This is a genomic window from Streptomyces sp. ATLC9 (assembly GCF_057196705.1).
Genome location: NZ_JBXUOY010000080.1, coordinates 1 through 18,650, shown reverse-complemented (window position 1 = coordinate 18,650; position 18,650 = coordinate 1). Strand labels below are relative to the sequence as shown.

The 18,650-nt window shown below is 73.6% G+C and carries 14 protein-coding genes; 10 read left to right on the top strand and 4 right to left on the bottom strand.

Features of this window, described 5'->3' with window-relative positions; genetic code table 11:
* From AC2CJA_RS11480 to AC2CJA_RS11470, 3 genes are all read left to right on the top strand, one after another.
* The coding region (locus AC2CJA_RS11480; RefSeq protein WP_484602566.1) for a cytochrome P450 at positions 1-559 on the top strand (559 nt) is incomplete at its 5' end.
* Entirely contained in the window at positions 556-1,488 is a 933-nt protein-coding gene (locus AC2CJA_RS11475; protein WP_484602565.1) for an NAD-dependent epimerase/dehydratase family protein, read from the top strand. The genes AC2CJA_RS11480 and AC2CJA_RS11475, both read left to right, overlap by 4 nt.
* Before the next feature lie 825 nt (positions 1,489-2,313).
* The gene (locus AC2CJA_RS11470; RefSeq protein ID WP_484602567.1) at positions 2,314-3,807 is read left to right on the top strand and encodes a PepSY-associated TM helix domain-containing protein; all 1,494 of its coding nucleotides are present in this window, start codon (positions 2,314-2,316) and stop codon (positions 3,805-3,807) included.
* A gap of 380 nt (positions 3,808-4,187) precedes the next feature.
* Here AC2CJA_RS11470 and AC2CJA_RS11465 read toward each other — a convergent pair whose 3' ends face one another.
* The gene (locus AC2CJA_RS11465) at positions 4,188-4,535 is read right to left on the bottom strand and encodes a CocE/NonD family hydrolase (RefSeq protein ID WP_484602564.1); all 348 of its coding nucleotides are present in this window, start codon (positions 4,533-4,535) and stop codon (positions 4,188-4,190) included.
* 937 nt (positions 4,536-5,472) lie between these two features.
* Between AC2CJA_RS11465 and AC2CJA_RS11460 the strand changes: the two genes are divergently transcribed.
* Both AC2CJA_RS11460 and AC2CJA_RS11455 read left to right on the top strand, forming a co-directional pair.
* A complete protein-coding gene (locus AC2CJA_RS11460; RefSeq protein ID WP_484602563.1) occupies positions 5,473-6,051 on the top strand; it encodes a carbonic anhydrase in 579 nt (192 codons plus the stop codon).
* The gene (locus AC2CJA_RS11455; protein ID WP_484602562.1) at positions 6,048-7,541 is read left to right on the top strand and encodes a SulP family inorganic anion transporter; all 1,494 of its coding nucleotides are present in this window, start codon (positions 6,048-6,050) and stop codon (positions 7,539-7,541) included. The genes AC2CJA_RS11460 and AC2CJA_RS11455 overlap by 4 nt, the downstream gene beginning before the upstream one ends.
* A 432-nt stretch (positions 7,542-7,973) precedes the next feature.
* Here the strand turns inward: AC2CJA_RS11455 and AC2CJA_RS11450 are convergent, their stop codons facing one another.
* Entirely contained in the window at positions 7,974-8,885 is a 912-nt protein-coding gene (locus AC2CJA_RS11450) for a helix-turn-helix transcriptional regulator (RefSeq protein WP_206351674.1), read from the bottom strand.
* A 77-nt stretch (positions 8,886-8,962) separates the two neighbouring features.
* Here AC2CJA_RS11450 and AC2CJA_RS11445 point away from each other — a divergent pair, with 77 nt between their 5' ends.
* Together AC2CJA_RS11445 and heR are read left to right on the top strand one after the other, a co-directional pair.
* On the top strand, positions 8,963-10,486 hold the full coding sequence (locus tag AC2CJA_RS11445) for an MFS transporter (RefSeq protein WP_484602561.1): 1,524 nt from the start codon (positions 8,963-8,965) through the stop codon (positions 10,484-10,486).
* 196 nt (positions 10,487-10,682) lie between these two features.
* The gene (heR, locus tag AC2CJA_RS11440; protein ID WP_484602560.1) at positions 10,683-11,465 is read left to right on the top strand and encodes a heliorhodopsin HeR; all 783 of its coding nucleotides are present in this window, start codon (positions 10,683-10,685) and stop codon (positions 11,463-11,465) included.
* A 36-nt stretch (positions 11,466-11,501) separates the two neighbouring features.
* Here heR and AC2CJA_RS11435 read toward each other — a convergent pair whose 3' ends face one another.
* Positions 11,502-14,219 (bottom strand): cation-translocating P-type ATPase, encoded by a 2,718-nt coding sequence (locus tag AC2CJA_RS11435; protein ID WP_484602559.1) that lies wholly within the window; start codon positions 14,217-14,219, stop codon positions 11,502-11,504.
* A 486-nt stretch (positions 14,220-14,705) separates the two neighbouring features.
* On the opposite strand from AC2CJA_RS11435, the gene AC2CJA_RS11430 reads away from it, so the two are divergent.
* Genes AC2CJA_RS11430 through AC2CJA_RS11420 form a run of 3 tightly spaced genes read left to right on the top strand, consistent with a single transcriptional unit; the run spans position 14,706 to position 18,176 of the window.
* Positions 14,706-15,560, top strand: a complete 855-nt coding sequence (locus AC2CJA_RS11430; protein ID WP_484602558.1) for a carotenoid biosynthesis protein — start codon at positions 14,706-14,708, stop codon at positions 15,558-15,560.
* Positions 15,557-16,681: a glycosyltransferase family 2 protein gene (locus tag AC2CJA_RS11425; RefSeq protein ID WP_484602557.1), complete on the top strand. Its 1,125-nt coding sequence runs from the start codon at positions 15,557-15,559 to the stop codon at positions 16,679-16,681. The genes AC2CJA_RS11430 and AC2CJA_RS11425 overlap by 4 nt, the downstream gene beginning before the upstream one ends.
* Before the next feature lies 1 nt (position 16,682).
* Positions 16,683-18,176, top strand: a complete 1,494-nt coding sequence (locus AC2CJA_RS11420) for a phytoene desaturase family protein (protein WP_484602556.1) — start codon at positions 16,683-16,685, stop codon at positions 18,174-18,176.
* A gap of 13 nt (positions 18,177-18,189) precedes the next feature.
* Here the strand turns inward: AC2CJA_RS11420 and AC2CJA_RS11415 are convergent.
* Positions 18,190-18,650 (bottom strand): CDP-alcohol phosphatidyltransferase family protein (locus tag AC2CJA_RS11415; RefSeq protein WP_484602555.1); only part of this gene is annotated, 461 nt, incomplete at its 5' end.

Genomic DNA, 18,650 nt, shown 5'->3' with positions numbered 1-18,650 from the left:
GCTGGAGGATCTGCTCGTCCCCGCCCTCGGTGAAGCGACGGAGCCGGCCCTGCGGGCCATGCTCGCGGTCGCCGCCGTCAACACGACCGTCGCGGCCCTCCCGCGCGCCGCGGCCTGGTGCGCCGACGCGGGGCTGTGGGAGCAGGCGGCCGACGACCGGCTGCGCCCGGTGCTGGTGGGCGAACTGCTGCGGGTGACCGCCCCCTCACCGCTACTGCCCCGCGTGGCGGCCGCCGACGCCGAGCTGGACGGCTGCCCGGTGCGTGCCGGGGACCGTCTGATCCTGGTGGCCCGGCACGCCGCGGGGTCCCACGACCGGCCGCCGGACGTCCACCGCCCGGCCCCGCCCGCGCTGGCCCGGCTCGTCTTCGGTGCCGGCGCCCACACCTGCCCCGGCGCGCGCCTGGCCCTCGCCCAGCTCGACGACACCCTCGCCTCGCTCGCGCCTCACCACCCCGCCGTCTCGCGCGCCCGCGTGGACCGCGGCGCGGCCCTGCCCGGCTGGCGTTCCCTCACCGTTCGGGCGGCCGAGCCCCGCCGATCCCCGGAGGACCGATGACCACGATCGCCGTCACCGGCGCGAGCGGCTTCTGCGGCTCGCACGTCGCCGCCACGGCCGCCGCCCGCGGCGCCGACGTGCTGTGCGTCGGGCGGCACCCCGGCCCGGTCGGCCGGCACGTCCCCTGGGACGCCGCGCACGAGGTGCCCGATCTGTCCGGCGCCGACCTCGTCGTGCACTGCGCGGCGGCCGTCGGCGACCCGGTGCCCGGTTCTCCGGCCGAGGCCGCCATGCGCGCCGTCAACGTCGACGGCACGGCGCGGCTGCTGGAGGGGGCCACCGGCCGGCCGGTGGTGTGGGTGAGCAGCGCCAGCGTCTACGCGCCCGGGGCCGGTCGCGCAGGCGTCGCCGAGGACCATCCGGTACGCGGGCACCTGAACGCGTACGGCCGCACCAAGGCCGCCGGCGAGGCGCTGGCGCTCGCCGCGGGCGCCGTGGTGCTGCGGCCGCGGGCGGTCTACGGCGCCGGGGACCCGCATCTGGTGCCCCGGCTGCTGTCCCGCGTCCGCCGTGGTCTGCTCATGCTGCCGGGCCCCAGCGTGCGGCTCAGCCTGACCGCCGTCGAGAACCTCGCCGACGCCTGCCTCGCGGCCACCGGCTGGCCGGCGGGCGCGTACAACATCGCCGACCCGGCCCCGTACGAACGGGACGAGGCGATACGGACGGTCCTGCGCGCCCACGGCGTACGGGCGCGCATCGGCCACATCCCGCTGCCGGCGGCCCGGGTCGTGACCGGCGCCGCCCAGGCGCTGTCCCGGCTGCGCCCGCACGCGGAGCCGACGCTCACCCGCTACGCCGTCGACCAGCTGGCGCACTCCGTGGTCCTGGACGTGTCCAGGGCCGAGTCCCAGGGGTGGGTGGCCGGTCGCACCCTCGGCGACTACGCAACCGCCCTTCCGAGGAACCGCGGAAAGACAGTGTGTGGGTGAGGAGCCGTCACATGCCCGGGCTCGTACCGGTGCGGATCCGGGACCCCACTGTCATCATGGACCACCGTGAGCCACACCTGGAGTCCTGTGCGCGGTGCGGGCCGCTCTCTTCGCAGCGGTGTGCGTCACGCTCGCGGGGAGCGGTCACGCACTGGCGTCCCCACACTCCATATCCCCGTGGGTGCTGCTCGCGGCGTCCCCACCCGTAGCCGTCGCCGCCTGGGGCGCGGGAGGCCGCAGTCGCGGAACCACCGCGATCGGCGCCGGTCTGCTCACCGCCCAGCTCCTGCTCCACGTCCTGTTCCACCTCGCACACACCGTGCCCGCGCCCGAGGCCCATCCCGGCACGGGAGCCGGGAGCGCGGGTTCTCCCCCGGTCGGCCCGGGCAGTGACGATCTGTCCATGTGGGCGGCGCATCTGCTCGCGGCCCTCGGCTGTGCGTGGTGGCTGGCCCGTGGTGAGAGGGCGCTCGTCCGGCTCGCGTACGCGGCACGAGCCGCCGTCTTCCGGCTCTTGCGCACACTCCTGCCGCGCCCGCTGCCGGCCGCTCCCCCGCGCGCACTTCGCACACGCCGACGCCGGGGGGCGGTACACAGCAGGACCCTGTGCCACACGGTCACCGGACGGGGGCCTCCCCAGCGGGTCCGGCCGCCCCGCACGCGCGCGTCGCACGGCGCTCCGGGGAGCGGCCTTCCGCTGTCCATGCCGGGCCCCGTCCACCCCTGAACGGGTGCCGGACGAACCCGGCACCATCCGGCACCCGCCCCGCGCGGACCGCCGGCGTGCCCGCGCGCCGCGAGAGCGCCTTCTCCCAGGGATACGACATGGCCGACACCACCGGTGCCCCGGACTCCGGGTCCACACCGTCACAGACAGCACCTTCTCCGCGGACCGAGCCCGACGGCACCCGACGAGCGGGGGCCTGGTCCGCGCTGCGGCCCCTGGTGCTGCGTCTGCACTTCTTCGCGGGACTGTTCGTCGCCCCACTGCTGCTGGTCACAGCCGCCAGCGGGCTGCTCTACGCCCTCTCCGTCCAGGCCGAGAAGATCGTCTACCGGCACGAGCTGACCGTTCCGGTACCGGACGGCGACCCACGGCTGCCTCTGGAGCGGCAGGCGGCCGCCGCCCGGGCCGAGCACCCGGACCTCACCGTCACCAAGGTCTGGGTGCCCGCGGACGCGGACGACACCACACGGGTGCTCTTCGCCGACCCCTCCCTCGGCGCTTCCAAATCACGGGCCGTGTTCGTCGATCCCTACACCGCCGAGGTACGGGGCGAGCTCGTGCAGTACGGCAGCTCGGGGGCGCTTCCTCTGCGCACCTGGATATCTGAGTTCCACCGCCATCTCCATCTCGGCGAACCCGGACGGATCTACAGCGAACTCGCCGCGAGCTGGCTCTGGGTCGTCGTCCTCGGCGGGGTGCTGCTGTGGGCGGGCCGACGCCGCGGCCGGCCGGGCGTCCGCGGACTGTTCCTGCCGCGTCGCGGCGTGGCCAAGGGCCGTTCCCGCACTCTGAACCGGCACGCGGTCGCCGGCGTCTGGGCCGCCGTGGGACTTCTCCTGATATCCGCCACGGGCTTGACCTGGTCCGCCTACGCCGGCGTGCGGATCGGCGCGGTGCAGGACAGTCTCGGCGGAGCCACCCCCACCCTCAGCGCCGGACTCACCCCGGGCGGGGAAGCACCGGAGGGCGCTCACGAGGGGCACGCCGGTCACGAGAACCACACCGGTCGGGAGAGCGGGGGCGGGGAAAGAGCCGAAACCGGCATCGGACTCGACGCGGCTCTCCGGGCGGCGGCGGCGCGAGGAGTGGATTCCGCCGTCGTCATCACGCTGCCCAGTGAGGGACAGGGCTACACCGTCACCGAGTCGGACAAGCAGGTGCCCGTGCATCTGGACTCGGTCGCCGTCGATCCCCGGAACGGAGAGATCCTCTCGGAGCTGCGCTTCGCCGACCACCCGCTGCTCGCCCAGCTCACCCGGTTCGGCATCGACGCCCATATGGGCCTGCTGTTCGGCCTCGTGAACCAGCTCCTCCTGGCCGCTCTGACGGGCGTGCTTCTCCTGCTCATCCTGTGGGGTTATCGCATGTGGTGGCAGCGGCGTCCCGCCGGCCGACGGGTGGGCAACCCCGTGGCCAGGGGCGGACTGCGCTCTCTGCCCGCCAAGGTCCTCGTCCCGCTCGTGGCGGTGACGGTGTTCACCGGCTGGTTCCTGCCGTTGCTGGGTATCAGCCTCCTCGCGTTCCTGGCGGTGGACGTCGTCCTGGGGACGATCGCCGGGCGCCGGGCTGCCGGACGCGCTCCCGTCAACTGATACGCACCTTCATCACCCGGATGCACTGCTCGGGGACGCTGGTGACACGCGTATCGGGTGTCCGCACGAGTGAAGGCTTTCCGGGTTCGGGGTGGACCGCGCATCCGTATGCCGCCCCGGAAGGCCCTCGCCTCCCATCGCGGCACCCCCGGCCCGGCTGCCTGACCCGCCTCCCACCGCTTCCGTTCGGCCTCCCGTTCGCGGGCGGAGCCGATGCGTGCGATCAGGTCCGGGGCGATCGCGTAGTGCGTCCACCCGAGAGTGCTTCCGATCTCCGGCACACCGCCGCGGAACCGGAAACCGTCGAGCGCCGACATCGCCGGTGTCATGGCGGGAGCGATCGCCCGCGGAACCGGAGCGCCTCCCAGCAGAGCGCTGGACTATGTGTCCGAGGCGTAGGACGCGCCCCACATCCCGACGGCGCCGGTGCGTTCGGGAAGTACCGCGAGCCAGGCCACGGCGCCGGCGCCGTCGTCCGCCTCCTGCGTGCACGGATCGAAGACCCCTTCGGAGCCGAAGCGTCCCCGTACGTCCTGGAGCGCGACGAGGTATCCGGCGGCGACCAGACGGCGGACGTCGAGCATCCCCTGGTGTTCGTCACCTGTCGCGTCGTAGGGATGACGGGTCAGCAGGGCGGGCCACGGACCGCTCCCGTGCGGAAGCAGCAGGACGGTCCGAAGCCGCGTTCCGTCGCGCAACGCGCAGGTCACCCCGCGGCGCTCGGCCACCGGGCCCGGCGCTCCACGGGCCGGATCGCCGTGCCGGGGGCGAGCCGGGTCCCGGCCGGGTCCCGTGTCGTCGCTCATCGCAGGGCGACCGCCGTCCACGACACCGGCGGCAGCTCGCTCCGGGGCGGCCCCGGTCCGGCGCGCGGACCCATCACTTGCGCACGAAGCGTGTGCGGACACTCCCGGGTTCTCCGTGGCCCCCTTCATACGGCCACGGGCGAAGGCCCGGCCGGTGGTCGGTGGACCCGCGCGGGAAACGGCTCGGACGGCCATGGCCCGGCGCCCGCACGTGTGACCGGCCCGGCGGCAGGGCGGCAGGGCGAATTCACGTCATCACACCCTCGGTTTTCGGGCTCTCTTAGGCCGGAAGTGTCGACTTGCTCATGCAAGGCGCTTTACCTGGATAAGGTTTTTCTTGACTGGTCTTTGACCATCACTTGCCCTGGTCGACAACCGCACGCTGTCCGGAGAGGCGCCCATGTTGCGAGGTGTGGAGCCATGGGACGCGGTCGCGTTCACCGCCGCCGCCCCGTTCGCCCTTCACTTCCCCCTTCCCTCTTCGTTCCGTTCGCTTCCGCACATATTTTCGGTCGCGTTGAGGCCAATGCCCTGCGGCCGAAGAACGCGGTGAGCGGAAAGGCCTCACACGACGGGAACGCGACCTCTCGCTCCCGTGGCATTCCGGAGCGTCGGCCGGGCCGCCCCACCCCTGCGGTCGGCACCACGTCTCCGGCCCGGCGCCCCCGGACCCCGGACACACAACCCACCGGGAGCCCGGTGGCCGACCACGAGGCGGCCATGGCCGATGCCTCGCGCTCCCGTCCCCTCACACCACCGACGGTTCTTCGGGCCTTCCGCCTCTGATACAGGCAAGAGACACCCCGCCCCTACCGTGCGTGCCCGACGCGCCCCACGACGCGCCAGGAGGATCCGCCACATGCAACCCTTCATCGACCATGCCCGCACGTTCGGGCGACGTCCGAAGGAATTCGCCGCACACGCCGAAGGCCAGACCCCACAGGTGCTCTTCATCACCTGCGCCGACTCCCGGGTCGTACCAGCCCTGATCACGGGCGCCCACCCCGGCGAGCTCTTCGAGCTGCGCACCGCGGGCAACATCGTGCCACCCCACACGTTCGAACGTCCCACCAGCGAGGCGGCCACCATCGAGTACGCCGTGGAAGTGCTCGGAGTGAAGGACGTCGTCGTCTGCGGTCACTCGCACTGCGGCGCGGTGGGCGCTCTGGTCCGCGGCGACGACCTGAACGCCGTGTCGGCCGTACGCGACTGGCTCCACCACGCCACCCCCTGCCCCAAGGGAGACCCCCGGGACCCGGCCGTCTCCGAGGGGGTGCAGAACCACGTCCTGACCCAGGTGCTGCGCCTGCGGTCCTACCCGTGCGTGGCCGCGAGGCTCGGCAGCGGCGAGCTGAACCTGCACGCCTGGTACTACGAGGTGCACACCGGCACGGTCCTGACACACCGTCCGCAGACCGACACCTTCGAGGCGCTGTGAGGGCGGGCAGGGGCACGGGGGACGGGAAGCGCGCCGCAGCCCGGTTCCCCCACCTGAAGCAGGACTTCGCCGCCTCCCTGGTGGTCTTCCTGGTGGCGCTCCCGCTGTGCGTCGGCGTGGCGGTCGCATCAGGAGTCCCGGCCGAGCTCGGCCTGGTCACCGGAATCGTCGGCGGCATCGTCACCGGCCTCATGCCGGGCAGCAGTCTCCAGGTCTCCGGCCCCGCCGCGGGCCTGACCGTGCTGGTCCTCGGAGCCGTCGGCCAGTTCGGGCTGCCCGCGCTCGGCGTGATCGTGCTGGTGACCGGGCTGTTCCAACTGGGTATGGGCGCACTCAACCTCGGCCGCTGGTTCCGCGCCATCTCCCTGTCCGTGGTCGAGGGCATGCTCGCCGGCATCGGCCTGGTCATCATCGCCGGCCAGCTGTACGCGGCCGCGGGGACCACAGCCCCGAAGGGAGGCATCGACAAGATCCTGGGCATGCCCAGGGCTGCGGCGGACGCCCTCGGCGACTCCGCGACGCTCACCTCGCTCGCGGTGGGCGCGGGCACCGTCGCCGTCCTCGTGCTGTGGCAGCGGACGCCCGGGAAGGTGCGGGCCGTGCCCGGCGCGCTCGCGGCGGTACTGCTGGCCACCGCCGCGTCGGCGGTCTTCTCCCTGCCGGTCGCCACGGTGGAGGTCCAGGGCCTGCTCGGCGTGATCCAGCCGCCCGGGACGGAAGCCTTCGCCGAGCTGGCCGACCCGGCGTTCGTCGGCACCGTCCTCGCCTTCGTCCTGATCGCCTCGGCGGAGAGCCTGTTCAGCGCGGCGGCCGTGGACCGGCTGCACGACGGCCCGCGGACCCGGTACGACAAGGAACTGATGGCCCAGGGCGCGGGCAACACCGTGTGCGGTGTGCTCGGCGCGCTGCCGATGACCGCGGTGATCGTACGCAGCTCGGCCAATGTCCGGGCAGGCGCGAGAACCAAGGCGTCACGAGTGCTGCACGGCGTATGGCTGCTGGTGTTCGCGGCGCTGCTGCCCTCGGCCCTGGCACTGATCCCGATCCCCGCCCTCGCCGGCGTCCTGGTGCACGCGGGCTGGAAACTGATCCCGTTCCGCCGGGTCGCCACCCTGTGGAGGGGGAACCGGGGCGAGGCTCTGATCCTCGTGGTCACGGCCGTCTCGATCGTCGCCGTGAACATGTTCGAGGGCGTGCTGATCGGTCTGGTGCTGTCGATCGTCAAGACCGCCTGGGACGCTTCACACGTCAGGCTGGAGGTCGTCGACAAGGGCGCCGGTCCCATCCAGGCGCATCTGTCGGGCAACGCGACCTTCCTGCGACTGCCGAAGATCCTCGACACTCTGGAGGCTCTTCCCCAGGACCGCCCGATCGAGCTGGACCTGTCCGGACTGCATCATCTGGACCATGCCTGCCGCTCGGCGCTGGAGAACTGGGCCGAGCGGCACACCGCGGCCGGCGTCGATCCGGTGCGCCTCCTGGCGGCCTGACCACCGGAGCCGGGTGAAAGGGGCTCGCTCCTGCCACAGGGGCGGGCCCACCCGGGAGGGAGGCGCGGCTCCACACGGCGCGGGGCGCGGGCCGCCCCGTCCGGACCCCCGAGGCGCCGACGCCCATGCCTCCGTCCTTCACCGGCAAACAGCCGGCCCGGCGGTACCGACGGCATCCGGGGCGCAGGCGCGGAACAGCGGTCCCCCGCACGCACCGTTTCGGACAGCATCTGCCGCGGGTCTGCCCCGTCATCGGCCCCGGGTGGTACACCCTCGCCCGGAACAGCGCGGGCTCGTTCAGGGGCGCACGGGGCAACGGCACCATGACGCTCGAACCGTACTGGGCGCCGGCCTTCCGGACGCGTCGCACCGGCGCGGTGGGGCCCGCAAGCGTGCGAAGGCCCGGATCCCGTACGCACCGGTGGGAGAGGCTCAGTCCTGCCGGACGGAGGCGGGATCCGGCTCCGGGGCACTGTCCGCACGGTCCTGGTGCGTCAGGATCCGCAGCGCGTCGGCGGAACCCGGGTCGTTCGGGGTGTAGACCTCCAGCCGGTGGTCGGGGCTGTCGGGCTGGAGCCAGACCTGGTAGGTGATGCTCGTGGCGCCGACGGTGGGGTGCTGGAGGTGCATGGTGCCGACGGTGCAGTCGGCGACCTCCCCGGCCGCCCACATCATCGCGAAGTCGTCGCTGCGCATCGTGAGTTCCCCGATCAACTCCGCCAACCGCGCGTCGGTGGGAAAGCGACCGGCGGTGAGGCGGAGGTAGGCGACGTGGACGCGGGCGAGTTCGTCCCAGTTGCGGTACAGGTCGCGGGTGAGCGGATCGAGGAAGAACATCCGGGGAACGGAGGGACGCCGCGCCGACTCCTGCGGTGCGTTGAAGTCGATGTGCTCGGCGATGAGGGCGTGGCCCGTGCGGTTCCACGCGAGCACGTCTCCGCGCCGGCCCAGTACGATCGCCGGCGTCGCTTCGTCGAGTGCCTCCAGAAGCGTGAGCACCCGCGGGTTGGGAGTCTCGCGACGCGGCTCGGAGAGTCCGGGGTTCGACGGCTGCCGGGCGAGATTGTGCAGATGGACGCGCTCGATCTCATCGAGTTGCAGCACCCGTGCGAGGGCGTTGAGAACCTGTTCGGAGGCGGTCTCCACCTGTCCCTGCTCCAGACGGGTGTAGTACCCCGCGCTGACCCCCGCGAGTTGCGCGAGTTCTTCGCGCCGCAGGCCCGGGACCCGGCGGGCGGCCCCGTACGTGCGCAACCCGATCTCGGCCGGTGTGACCCGGTCACGGCGACTCTTCAGGAAGGTTCCAAGGCTCTCCACGTCAACGAGGGTAGGCCGCCCGGACATCCCGGTGGGTATACCTGTCAGGTATACCCACAACAGGGGGGTGGCTGGCGGACATGCCTTGCCGGAGCGTGGGAGACATGTCTGAACAGCACGCGCACACCTCACCCGGCCGGCGGGCCTGGCTCGGCCTCCTGGTGACCCTCGGGCCGGTACTCCTGGTGTCCATGGACGGATCAATCCTGTTCCTGGCGATGCCCCGGGTCAGCCAGGCGCTCACGCCCACCGCGGACCAGGCCCTGTGGATCCTGGACATCTACGGCTTCGCCGTCGGCTCCCTGCTCATCGCGTTCGGCAGCATCGGGGACCGGTACGGTCGGCTGAAGCTGCTCATGATCGGTGCGACGGTCTTCGGCATCGGCTCCGCGGCTGCGGCCCTCGCGCCCACCCCGGAGTTCCTCATCGCCGCCCGCGCACTCATGGGAGTGGCGGGGGCGACCCTCCTGCCCTCCGCCCTGGCGGTGTTGAGCGAACTGTTCGGCGACCCCCGGCGACGGGCGCAGGCCATCGGGATCTTCGCAGCGGCGTTCGCCGCCGGGTTCGCCATCGGTCCGGTCCTCGGCGGCGTCCTGCTGGAGCGGTTCTGGTGGGGATCGGTCTTCCTGGTCAATCTGCCCGTCATCGCCCTGTTCCTGATCTTCGCGCCGGTCCTGCTCGGCGAAGTACGCGCGACCCGGCCGGGCCGTGTCGACGCGTTCAGCGTGGTGACCTCCGCGGTCGGCCTCCTGCTCATGATCTACGGTCTCAAGCACGCCGCGGCCGAAGGCGTCTCGGCCGTCCCCCTGGTCGCGGGAATCGCGGGAGCGGCGCTGCTGACGTGGTTCGCTCTCCGCCAGCGGCGCCTCGAGTACCCGTTGATGGACTTCTCGCTCTTCCGGGACCGCGTCTTCACGGTCGCGATCATCACCGGGCTGTTGCCACTGGCCGCGTGGTCGGCGACCGCCTACCTGGCGGGTATCTACCTCCAGTCCGTCCTCGGGCTGTCGGTTCTGCACGCCGCGCTCCTCGCGCTGCCCGGCGCGATGGTGCTCACCACCACGTGCATCGTCACACCGATGGTGGTGGACCGCATCGGCAAACGGACCGCCCTGATCATCTGCCACTTCTCCATCGCCGGAGGCCTTCTGCTCCTGCTTCCGGCCACGACCGCCGGCGGGGTCGGCTGGTACGTCGCTTCCACGGCCGTCGCGGGTGTCGGCTACGGCATCTCCTTCGCCGTCGTCGCCGACACCGCGGTCGGCGCGGTCCCCACGGAGCGAGCCGGTTCGGCAGGGGCCATCGCCGAAACCAGCAACGAGATCGGCAATGCCCTCGGCATCGCGCTCCTCGGCTCGCTCGCCGCGCTGATCTTCCGTCTCCAGGGCCCCGACCTCGCACCCACCCTCGACGAGACGCTCCAGCTTCCCAGCCTGGCGTCCCACCTCGCCGGGGAAGCGAAATCGGCCTTCGTCACCGGCCTGCACGCGGCCGCCGTCGTGGCCAGCCTCCTGCATTTGGCCCTCGGGGGGCTCGCGCTCCGCTGGCTTCCCAGGTCCACGACGCCGGAGGCCACCGTCGACGCCCTCTCCGAGGACACTTCGGACCACGCAAAGACGACCGCCTGACGCACCGGACCGAGCGCCGCCACGGAAGTGACGGTATCGGCCGGAGCGTGGACCGTACCGGGGCGGAAGCCGGGCTGTGGCAGTCCCCTGAGCCAATCCGGTGGCTTCCGGCGGGGCGGTGCCGTGACTGCCGTGGCTCCGGACGAGCCGGTACGACCATGCACAGGTGCGGCGTCGTCGACCCCCGGGAGGAACCATGAGGAGACAGGACGGCACAACGGTGGCCACCGGTGTCACCGCCGAACGCCTGGCCGGACTCCGCGCATGGAATCTGGGGCTCACGCTGCTGCACCTGGTCCAGGCCGCGGCGGTCGTGCTCCTGGCCGGGAGTTTCTCGATCACCGTCACCTCCTCCGTGCCCGAGGGTCCGCCGGGGACGGCCGCGCCCGCCCCCGGATCTCTGTTCGACGTGCCGATCGGCTGGGCCGTTGCCGCCTTCCTCGCTCTGGCGGCACTGGACCACCTGCTGACGGCAACGGTGTTCCGCGGCGTCTACGAACGTGACCTCAGGCGCGGCATCAACCGGTTCCGGTGGCTGGAGTACGCGCTGAGCGCGACCCTGATGGTGCTCCTCATCGGCTTCTACTCGGGCATCACCAACATCAACGCCGTCATCGCCGTCATCGGGGCCAATGTCGGGATGATCCTGTTCGGCTGGGTCGAGGAGGTGATGAACCCGCCGGGCCGGGAGGCGACCACGATGCTTCCCTTCTGGTTCGGGGCGCTGGTGGGCGTGACGCCGTGGATCTCCATCGCGTACAACATCGTCGCGGCCGGAACCGTACCCGGTTTCGTGTACGGGATCGTCCTCGTCCAGGCCGCCCTGTTCTTCAGTTTCGGCCTCAACCAGTGGCTCCAGTACCGCGGAGTCGGCCGGTGGTCCGACTACGCGTACGGCGAGAAGGCCTATCTGGTCCTCAGCCTCGTGGCGAAGTCGCTCCTGGCCTGGCAGATCTTCGCCGGCTCGCTGGCCGGCTGAGCCCGGAACGCACCCCGTGGGCGGGCGCGGAAGATCTCACGCCTTGCGCCGCACCGCGGGGCTCCGCCCCGTCCGCAGAAGGCGCCAGAGGTGCTCCGCCAGCAGCACGGTGGAGGCGGTGGCCAGACACACGCCCCACTGCACGGGCGTGAGGGAGACGGTGTCGAAGACACCGTGGGCGAAGGGGACCTGCACGGCGACGACCTGCAGCACGAGGACGGCCCCCAGACTGGCCCACAGGACACGGTTGCGCAGCTGGTGGCGGCCGAGAACTGGGCCGCCCTCACTGCGCGCGTTCAGCGCGTTGAACAGCTGGAAGAGCACGAACGTGGTGAAGGCCATGGTCGCGGCGGTCGCGGGATCGGTGAGGTCCCGGGCCACCGCGAAGACGGCCAGTGTCCCGGCGGCCATGACCGCGCCGGCGCGGGCGACGGCGCCCAGCCGGCGGGCGCCCAGGACGCGCTCGCCGGGCGACCGGGGCGGACGGCGCATGACGCCCTCCCGCGGCGGGTCGATGCCCAGGGCCATGGCGGGCGGCCCGTCCATGATGATGTTGACCCACAGCAGCTGGATCGCGGTCATGGGGGCGGGCAGCCCGGCCAGCACGGTGGCGAGCAGCGTGAGGATGGCGCCGACGTTGGTGGACAGCTGGAAGCGGACGAAGGTGGTGATGTTGTCGTAGATGGAGCGGCCCTCGCGGACCGCCCGGACGATGGTGGAGAAGTCGTCGTCGGTCAGCACCATGTCGGCGGCTTCCCTGGCGACATCGGTACCGGTGATGCCCATGGCGACACCGATGTGCGCGGCACGCAGGGCTGCGGCGTCGTTGACCCCGTCGCCCGTCATGGCCACGATGTGGCCGCGCTGCGCGAGGGCACGGACGATGGTGACCTTGTGCTCGGGGGCGACGCGGGCGAAGATGCCGATCCCGTCGATGCGCGAGGCGAGTTCCCCGCCGCTCATCCGGGTCAGTTCGGCGCCGGTGACGACATCGCCGGTGATGCCGAGTTCGCGGGCGATGGCGGCGGCGGTGTCGGCATGGTCCCCGGTGATCATCTTGACGGTGACGCCGGCGTCCTGGGCCAGGGCGACGGCGTCGCGGGCCTGGGCACGGGGCGGGTCGGCGATTCCGGCGACCGCCGTCAGGGTCAGCCCCGCCACCTGCTGCGGCTGCGGTCGTCCGGTGGTGGTGGCGGTGGCCGCGCCCAGGACGCGCAGGCCCTGGCCACCCAGCCGGGTGGCGGCGGCCATGATCTCCCGGCGCCGCTCGTCGTCCATGGGGACGGGGCCCTGTTCGGTCAGGAGGTGGGTGCAGCGGTCCAGCAGCACGTCGACGGCGCCCTTGACGTGGACGCGGGTGGACCCGTCGGCCTCGGTGTGGAAGGTGGCCATGTACTTGGCGGCCGGGTCGAAGGGCACCTCGCCGGTGCGCGGTGTGCGGGTGCGCAGCGTCTCGGGATCGAGGCCGGTCTTGGCGGCGAGCACGAGCACGGCGGCTTCGGTGGGATCCCCGATGATGCCGTCGCCGGTGAGACGGGCGTCGTTGCACAGTGCGAACGGCAGGGCCGCGTCCCGCGGGTCCGCGGCCGCCGGCCCGGTGCCGGCCGGGCGCACGCCGCCGGCGGTGCCGTAGCCGTCGCCGGTCACCTCGTAGAAGCGTCCGGCCGACCACACGGCCCGGGCGGTCATCTCGTTCAGGGTCAGGGTGCCGGTCTTGTCGCTGCACACCACGGTCGCGGAACCGAGGGCCTCCACGGAGGCCAGGCGCTTGACGATGGCGCCCCGGCGGGCCATCCGGTGCACGCCCAGGGCCAGGGTGAGCGCGAGGACGGCGGGCAGGCCTTCGGGGATGGCGGCGACCGCCAGTGCCACGGCGCGCAGAGCGAGATCGGCCAGGTCCTCTCCGCGTACCAGGGACGCGATCGCGTAGGCGCCCACCGCGACACCGCTGATCAGGGCCAGTCGCCGGCCCAGGCTGTCCATCTGAACCTGCAGCGGGCTGGGCGGTTCGGTGCCGGTGCGCAGCGCCGCGGCGATCCGGCCGACCTCGGTGCGCATGCCGGTGGCGGTCACGATCATCTCGGCGCGGCCGCGGGTCAGGGCGGTGTTCATGAACAGCATGCCGGTGCGTTCGGCGACGGGCACCGGGTCCTCACCGCCGGCCGGGTTGGGCGCGGTCGACTTGGCGACGGGGTGGGACTCGCCGGTCAGCGTGGCCTCGGCGGCCTCGACGGACTCCGCGACCGCCAGGCGGCCGTCGGCCGGGATACGGTCACCGGCTTCGAGCAGGACCACGTCACCGGGCACCAGGGTGCGGGCCTGGACCACCTGCACCCGTCCGTCACGGCGCACCCGGGCGGTGGGCACCAGCATCTGCCGCAGCGCCTCCAGGCTGCGCTCGGCACGTCGTTCCTGCAGATAGCCGATGACGGCGTTGAGGAAGAGGACGGCGGTGATGACGACGGCGTCCTTGATCTCGCCGATGACGCCGGCGACGACCGCGGCGGCGAGCAGGATGCCGATCAACCAGCTGCGGAACTGGTCCAGCAGACGCAGCAACCGCGGCCGGCGGGCGGGTTCGGCCAGCGAGTTTGTGCCCCAGTCGGCGGCCCGCCGCTGCGCCTCCCGCGCGGACAGGCCCGCGGACGGGTCCACGCCGAGAAGCCCGGCCACCCGCGCCGCATCGCGCAGATGGGCGTCGGCCACCGGTTCAAGGGCGTGCGACGGGGCCTCGCCGGGTGGCTGCTGGACCATGGTCGGTTACTCCATTCCTGCGCGCGGGACGGCGACGGGGCGGGGGCGCGGCGCCGCACCGGGCGGCGGATGCTCCGGGGACGGCCGACGGCATACATGTTCCACGGTGCCCTCCTTCGGGGGCGCGGTATCCCGGCCGCGGCGAGCGCGTCAGGGCGGGCGGCGAAACCGTCCCCCTCGGCGGCCGTCGGGCACTCCTGTCTCTGTCCCGCCCGGGAGGCCGCCGGCAGGCGGCCTCCGCGTCTTCCAGCCTCGGCGGCACCGCTCGCTTCGGCCAGGGGCCGACAGGCCCGGACACGGCCCGTACGGTGGCGGCCGTTCCCACCCGCGCCGGGCCGTCCGCCGAGCGCGTCCGCCACGGCACGCGGCCGCCCCCCGTACGTGCGGGGATCCGCGCCGCGCCCCCTGTGCTCCGTACCGGTGAAGCCCGTGGTGCCGGTCTCGCCGCCTCGGCGGTGGGCCCGGCCGTCTCCCTATGCTCGTCGCATGGTTCAGGTACAGGAACGGCCGGCGCTGCGCCGTGGGCTCGGAGCCGGCCGGCGGGCGGTCTGGTCGCTGACCGCGGCCGCCGTACTGTGCCAGATCCCCTACCCGCTGGCGTCCGGTCCGTGGCGCGAAGCGCTCACCGTCGCCGGCGTGGTGGTCTTCTGCCTGGCGTCCCTCTCGGCCGCCGCGCTGCGGCACGGTGCGCGGGGCCCGCTGGCGCTGTTCGCGGCGGCGGGGCTGGGGGGCCTGGCGGTGGAGGCCGTGGGGGTGCGTACGGGCTTCCCGTTCGGTGCCTACCACTACACGGGCACCCCGGGGCCGAGCGTGGCGGGGGTGCCGGTGGTGGTGCCCCTTGCCTGGATGATGATGGCCTGGCCCGCTCTGGAGGCGGGACGCGCGCTGGCCGGAGGCCGGAAGCGGGCCGGGACGCCCGCGGCCCGGGTACGGACGGCGGTGGTCGGGGGGTGGGCGCTGGCGTCCTGGGACGTCTTCCTCGACCCGCAGATGGTCGACGCCGGTTACTGGGTCTGGTCGGACCCCAGCCCTGCGCTTCCCGGTGTGGAGGGCGTGCCGCTGACCAACTTCGCCGGGTGGATGGCCGTGTCCGTGGCCATGGTCGCCGCCGTGGACGCCGTCTCCCAGCGCTCGGCGGGGCGCCCCCGGTGGCCCGCCGGGAAGGACGCCCCCGTCGGCCCGGCCGTCGTGCTGTACCTGTGGACCTATGCCTCCTCGGTGACGGCCTGCCTGGTGTTCTTCGGCCGCCCGCAGGTGGCGATGGCGGGCGGGGTGCTGATGGGCCTGGTCGCCGTGCCGCTGGCACTGCGGGCGGCGGGCGCCGCCGGGAGACGCGGGTGAGCCGGCCCGGTCCGGTGCGGGCGGCGGTCGCGGCGGGGTCGGTGCTGGCCGCCGCCGGCGCCGTGCACAGCGTCCGGAACAGCAGGGTGCTGCGGGTTCCGCCGGTGGATCCGCCACCGGTGGCCGAGCGGGTGTCCCTCCTGATGCCGGTGCGTGACGAGGCCGGGCGCGTCGGCCCCGCGCTGCGCTCCCTGCTGGCTCAGGAACGTGTGCCCCGGGCGGAGGTCGTCGTGCTCGACGACCAGTCCACCGACGGCACCGGTGACGTGGTGCGCCGTCTGTGCGGCCCGCACCGGCACGCCCGGGTCGTGCGCGGCACGACGCCGAAACCCGGGTTTCCGGGCAAGGCCCATGCCTGCCATCAGCTCGCGTCGCTCGCACGGGGCAGCGTGCTGGTCTTCGTGGACGCGGACGTGGTGCTCGCGCCGCGCGCGGTGGCGTCCTCGGTGGCCCTGCTGCGCTCGGCCGGACTCGACCTGGTCTCCCCCTTCCCCCGCCAGGTCGCCGAGGGGCCCGCCAACCGGCTCGTCCAGCCGCTGCTGCAGTGGTCGTGGCTGACGGTACTGCCGCTGCGCCGCGCCGAGGCGTCGCCGCGGCCGGCGCTGTCCGCGGCGAACGGCCAGTTCCTCGTCGTGGACGCCGCCGCCCTGAGCCGCTGCGGCGGTTTCGCCGCGGTCACGGAGGAGGTCCTCGAGGACATGGCACTCATCAGGGCGCTGAAGCGGGCCGGCGGCCGGGGCGGGATCGTGGACGGCAGCCGGATCGCGCGGTGCCGGATGTACGACGGCTGGCATGATCTGCGTGAGGGGTACGGCAAGTCCCTGTGGGCGGCGTTCGGGTCCGGTGGCGGCGCGGCGGCGGTGTGCGCCCTCCTCGTCTGGGCTTATGTGGTGCCCCCGCTGGCGGCGCTGCGGGGGTCGCGCTGGGGCGCGGCCGGATACGCCGCGGCCGCGGCGGGGCGCATGCTGACCGCGCGGCGCACGGGCGGGCGTTGCTGGCCGGACGCGCTGGCCCACCCGGTGTCCGTGGGTCTGCTGGTGGTGCTGACGGCGCGGTCCTGGCTCGGTCATCGCCGCTCCACGCTGACGTGGAAGGGCAGACCGCTGCGAGGAGGGCGCTGAGATGGCCCGCGTCGCCGTGATCGGCGCCGGCATGGGCGCCCTGGCGGCCGCCGCCCGGCTGGCCCGGCAGGGACACCGGGTCACCGTGTACGAGCGGTCGGCCGTGTGCGGGGGCAAGCTCGGTACCGTGCGCCGGGACGGTTTCGTCTTCGACACCGGGCCGTCGCTGCTGACCATGCCCGAGGTCTACCGCCGGCTGTTCGCGGACACCGGCGCCCCCGTGGAGCGCTGCCTGCCGCTGAGGCCGGTGGAGCCGGCCTGCGGTTACCGGTTCGCCGACGGAACCCGCCTGGTGATGCCCGGTGACCCGCGCCTGGTGCCCGGCGTACTGGACGACGTCCTGGGCGAGGGGACCGGAGCGCAGTGGGCCCGTCTGCACACGGTCTCCGGTGAGTTGTGGCGGCTGGTGGGCGAGAGCGTGCTGCGGCGGCCGCTCGGCGGCCCGGCAGGGCTGCTGCGGCACTCGGTCCGCCCCCGCGGCCTGGCCGCCGTCGCCCCCTGGCGCACCCTGCGGGGCACCGGCCGGCGGTACCTGCGCGACCCCCGGCTGCGCATGTGGCTGGAGCGCTACGCCACCTACAGCGGCTCCGACCCCCGGCGCGCGCCCGGCGTCATGGCGGTGGTCCCGTACGTGGAGCAGCGCTACGGCGCCTGGTACGTCCCCGGCGGTCTCCGCCTGCTGGCCGAGGCCGTGGAGCGGCGCTGCGCCGAGCTGGGGGTGCGGTTCCGCCACGGCTGCGAGATCACCGCGGTGGACACCTCGGGCCGGGGCGTCACCGGAGTCCGCCTGGCGGACGGCGGCACGGCGGCGGCGGACATCGTCGTCTCCGGCGTCGACGCCGCGGTCCTCTACGGGCGCCTGGCGGCGGACCGGCGCGGGCGCCGGCCCCTGGCCGCCCTCGCACGCGCCCGGCCATCGCTGTCCGGTTTCGTCCTCCTGCTCGCCCTGCGCGGGCGGGACCCGCGGACGCCGCACCACCGGGTGCTGTTCCCGGCGGACTACGACGCGGAGTTCGACGCCGTCTTCGGCGCCCCGGCCCGTCCCGCCGCCGACCCGACGGTGTACATCAGCGCACCGGATGACGCCGCGCTGCGTCCCGACGACGCGCACGAGGCGTGGTTCGTCCTGGTCAATGCCCCCCGGCACGGGCAGCGGGGAGCACCCGGGACCGTCGACTGGACCGCCCCGGGACTCAGGGAGTCCTACGCCGAGCGGATCCTGGACGTCATGGCCGCCCGCGGCACGGACGTCCGCCCGCGCCTGCTGTGGTACGAGGCCCGCACCCCCTTCGATCTGGAGCACGAGACCGGGAGCCCGGGCGGCGCCATCTACGGCACCTCTTCCAACGGTGTCCGCGCCGCCTTCCTGCGGCCGGCCAACCGCTCCCCCGTCCCCGGACTCTTCCTCGTCGGCGGGTCCGCCCATCCCGGCGGCGGTCTTCCCCTGGTGGCGCTGTCGGCGGAGATCGTCGCGGCTCAGATCGGCGGCGCCTGACCGCCCGGAGCCGCTATCCCAGCGCCCGCGCCACTCCGGCCGCCAGTTGCGGGAAGCCGACTGCCGCGACCGCCGTCCAGCACACCACGCACACCGTCGCCCAGTCCCACCCGGTCCCCGGTGTTCCGCCGGGCAGCAGACCGCTCCCCAGGCACGCGACCGCGCACAGCACCACCCGCAGCGGCCGTTCGGCGATGCTCAGCGCCCCGACTCCGCGCATTCCGGCCGCGTTGGCCCGGGCCCTCAGGTACTCGTGCAACTGAGCGAGGAGGACGGCGGCCAGGCACCAGGAGGCCGGCGCCCCCAGGACGTACAGGACCGCGACGAGCAGGAGGTCCGCCACCCGGTCGGCCAGGGCGTCCACCACGGCGCCCAGGGGGCGGGACCGGCCGGTGACCGCGGCGACCGCACCGTCCAGCCCGTCGAACAGGCCCGACAGGACGACGAGCACGCAGGCGGCCAGCGGCCACCGGC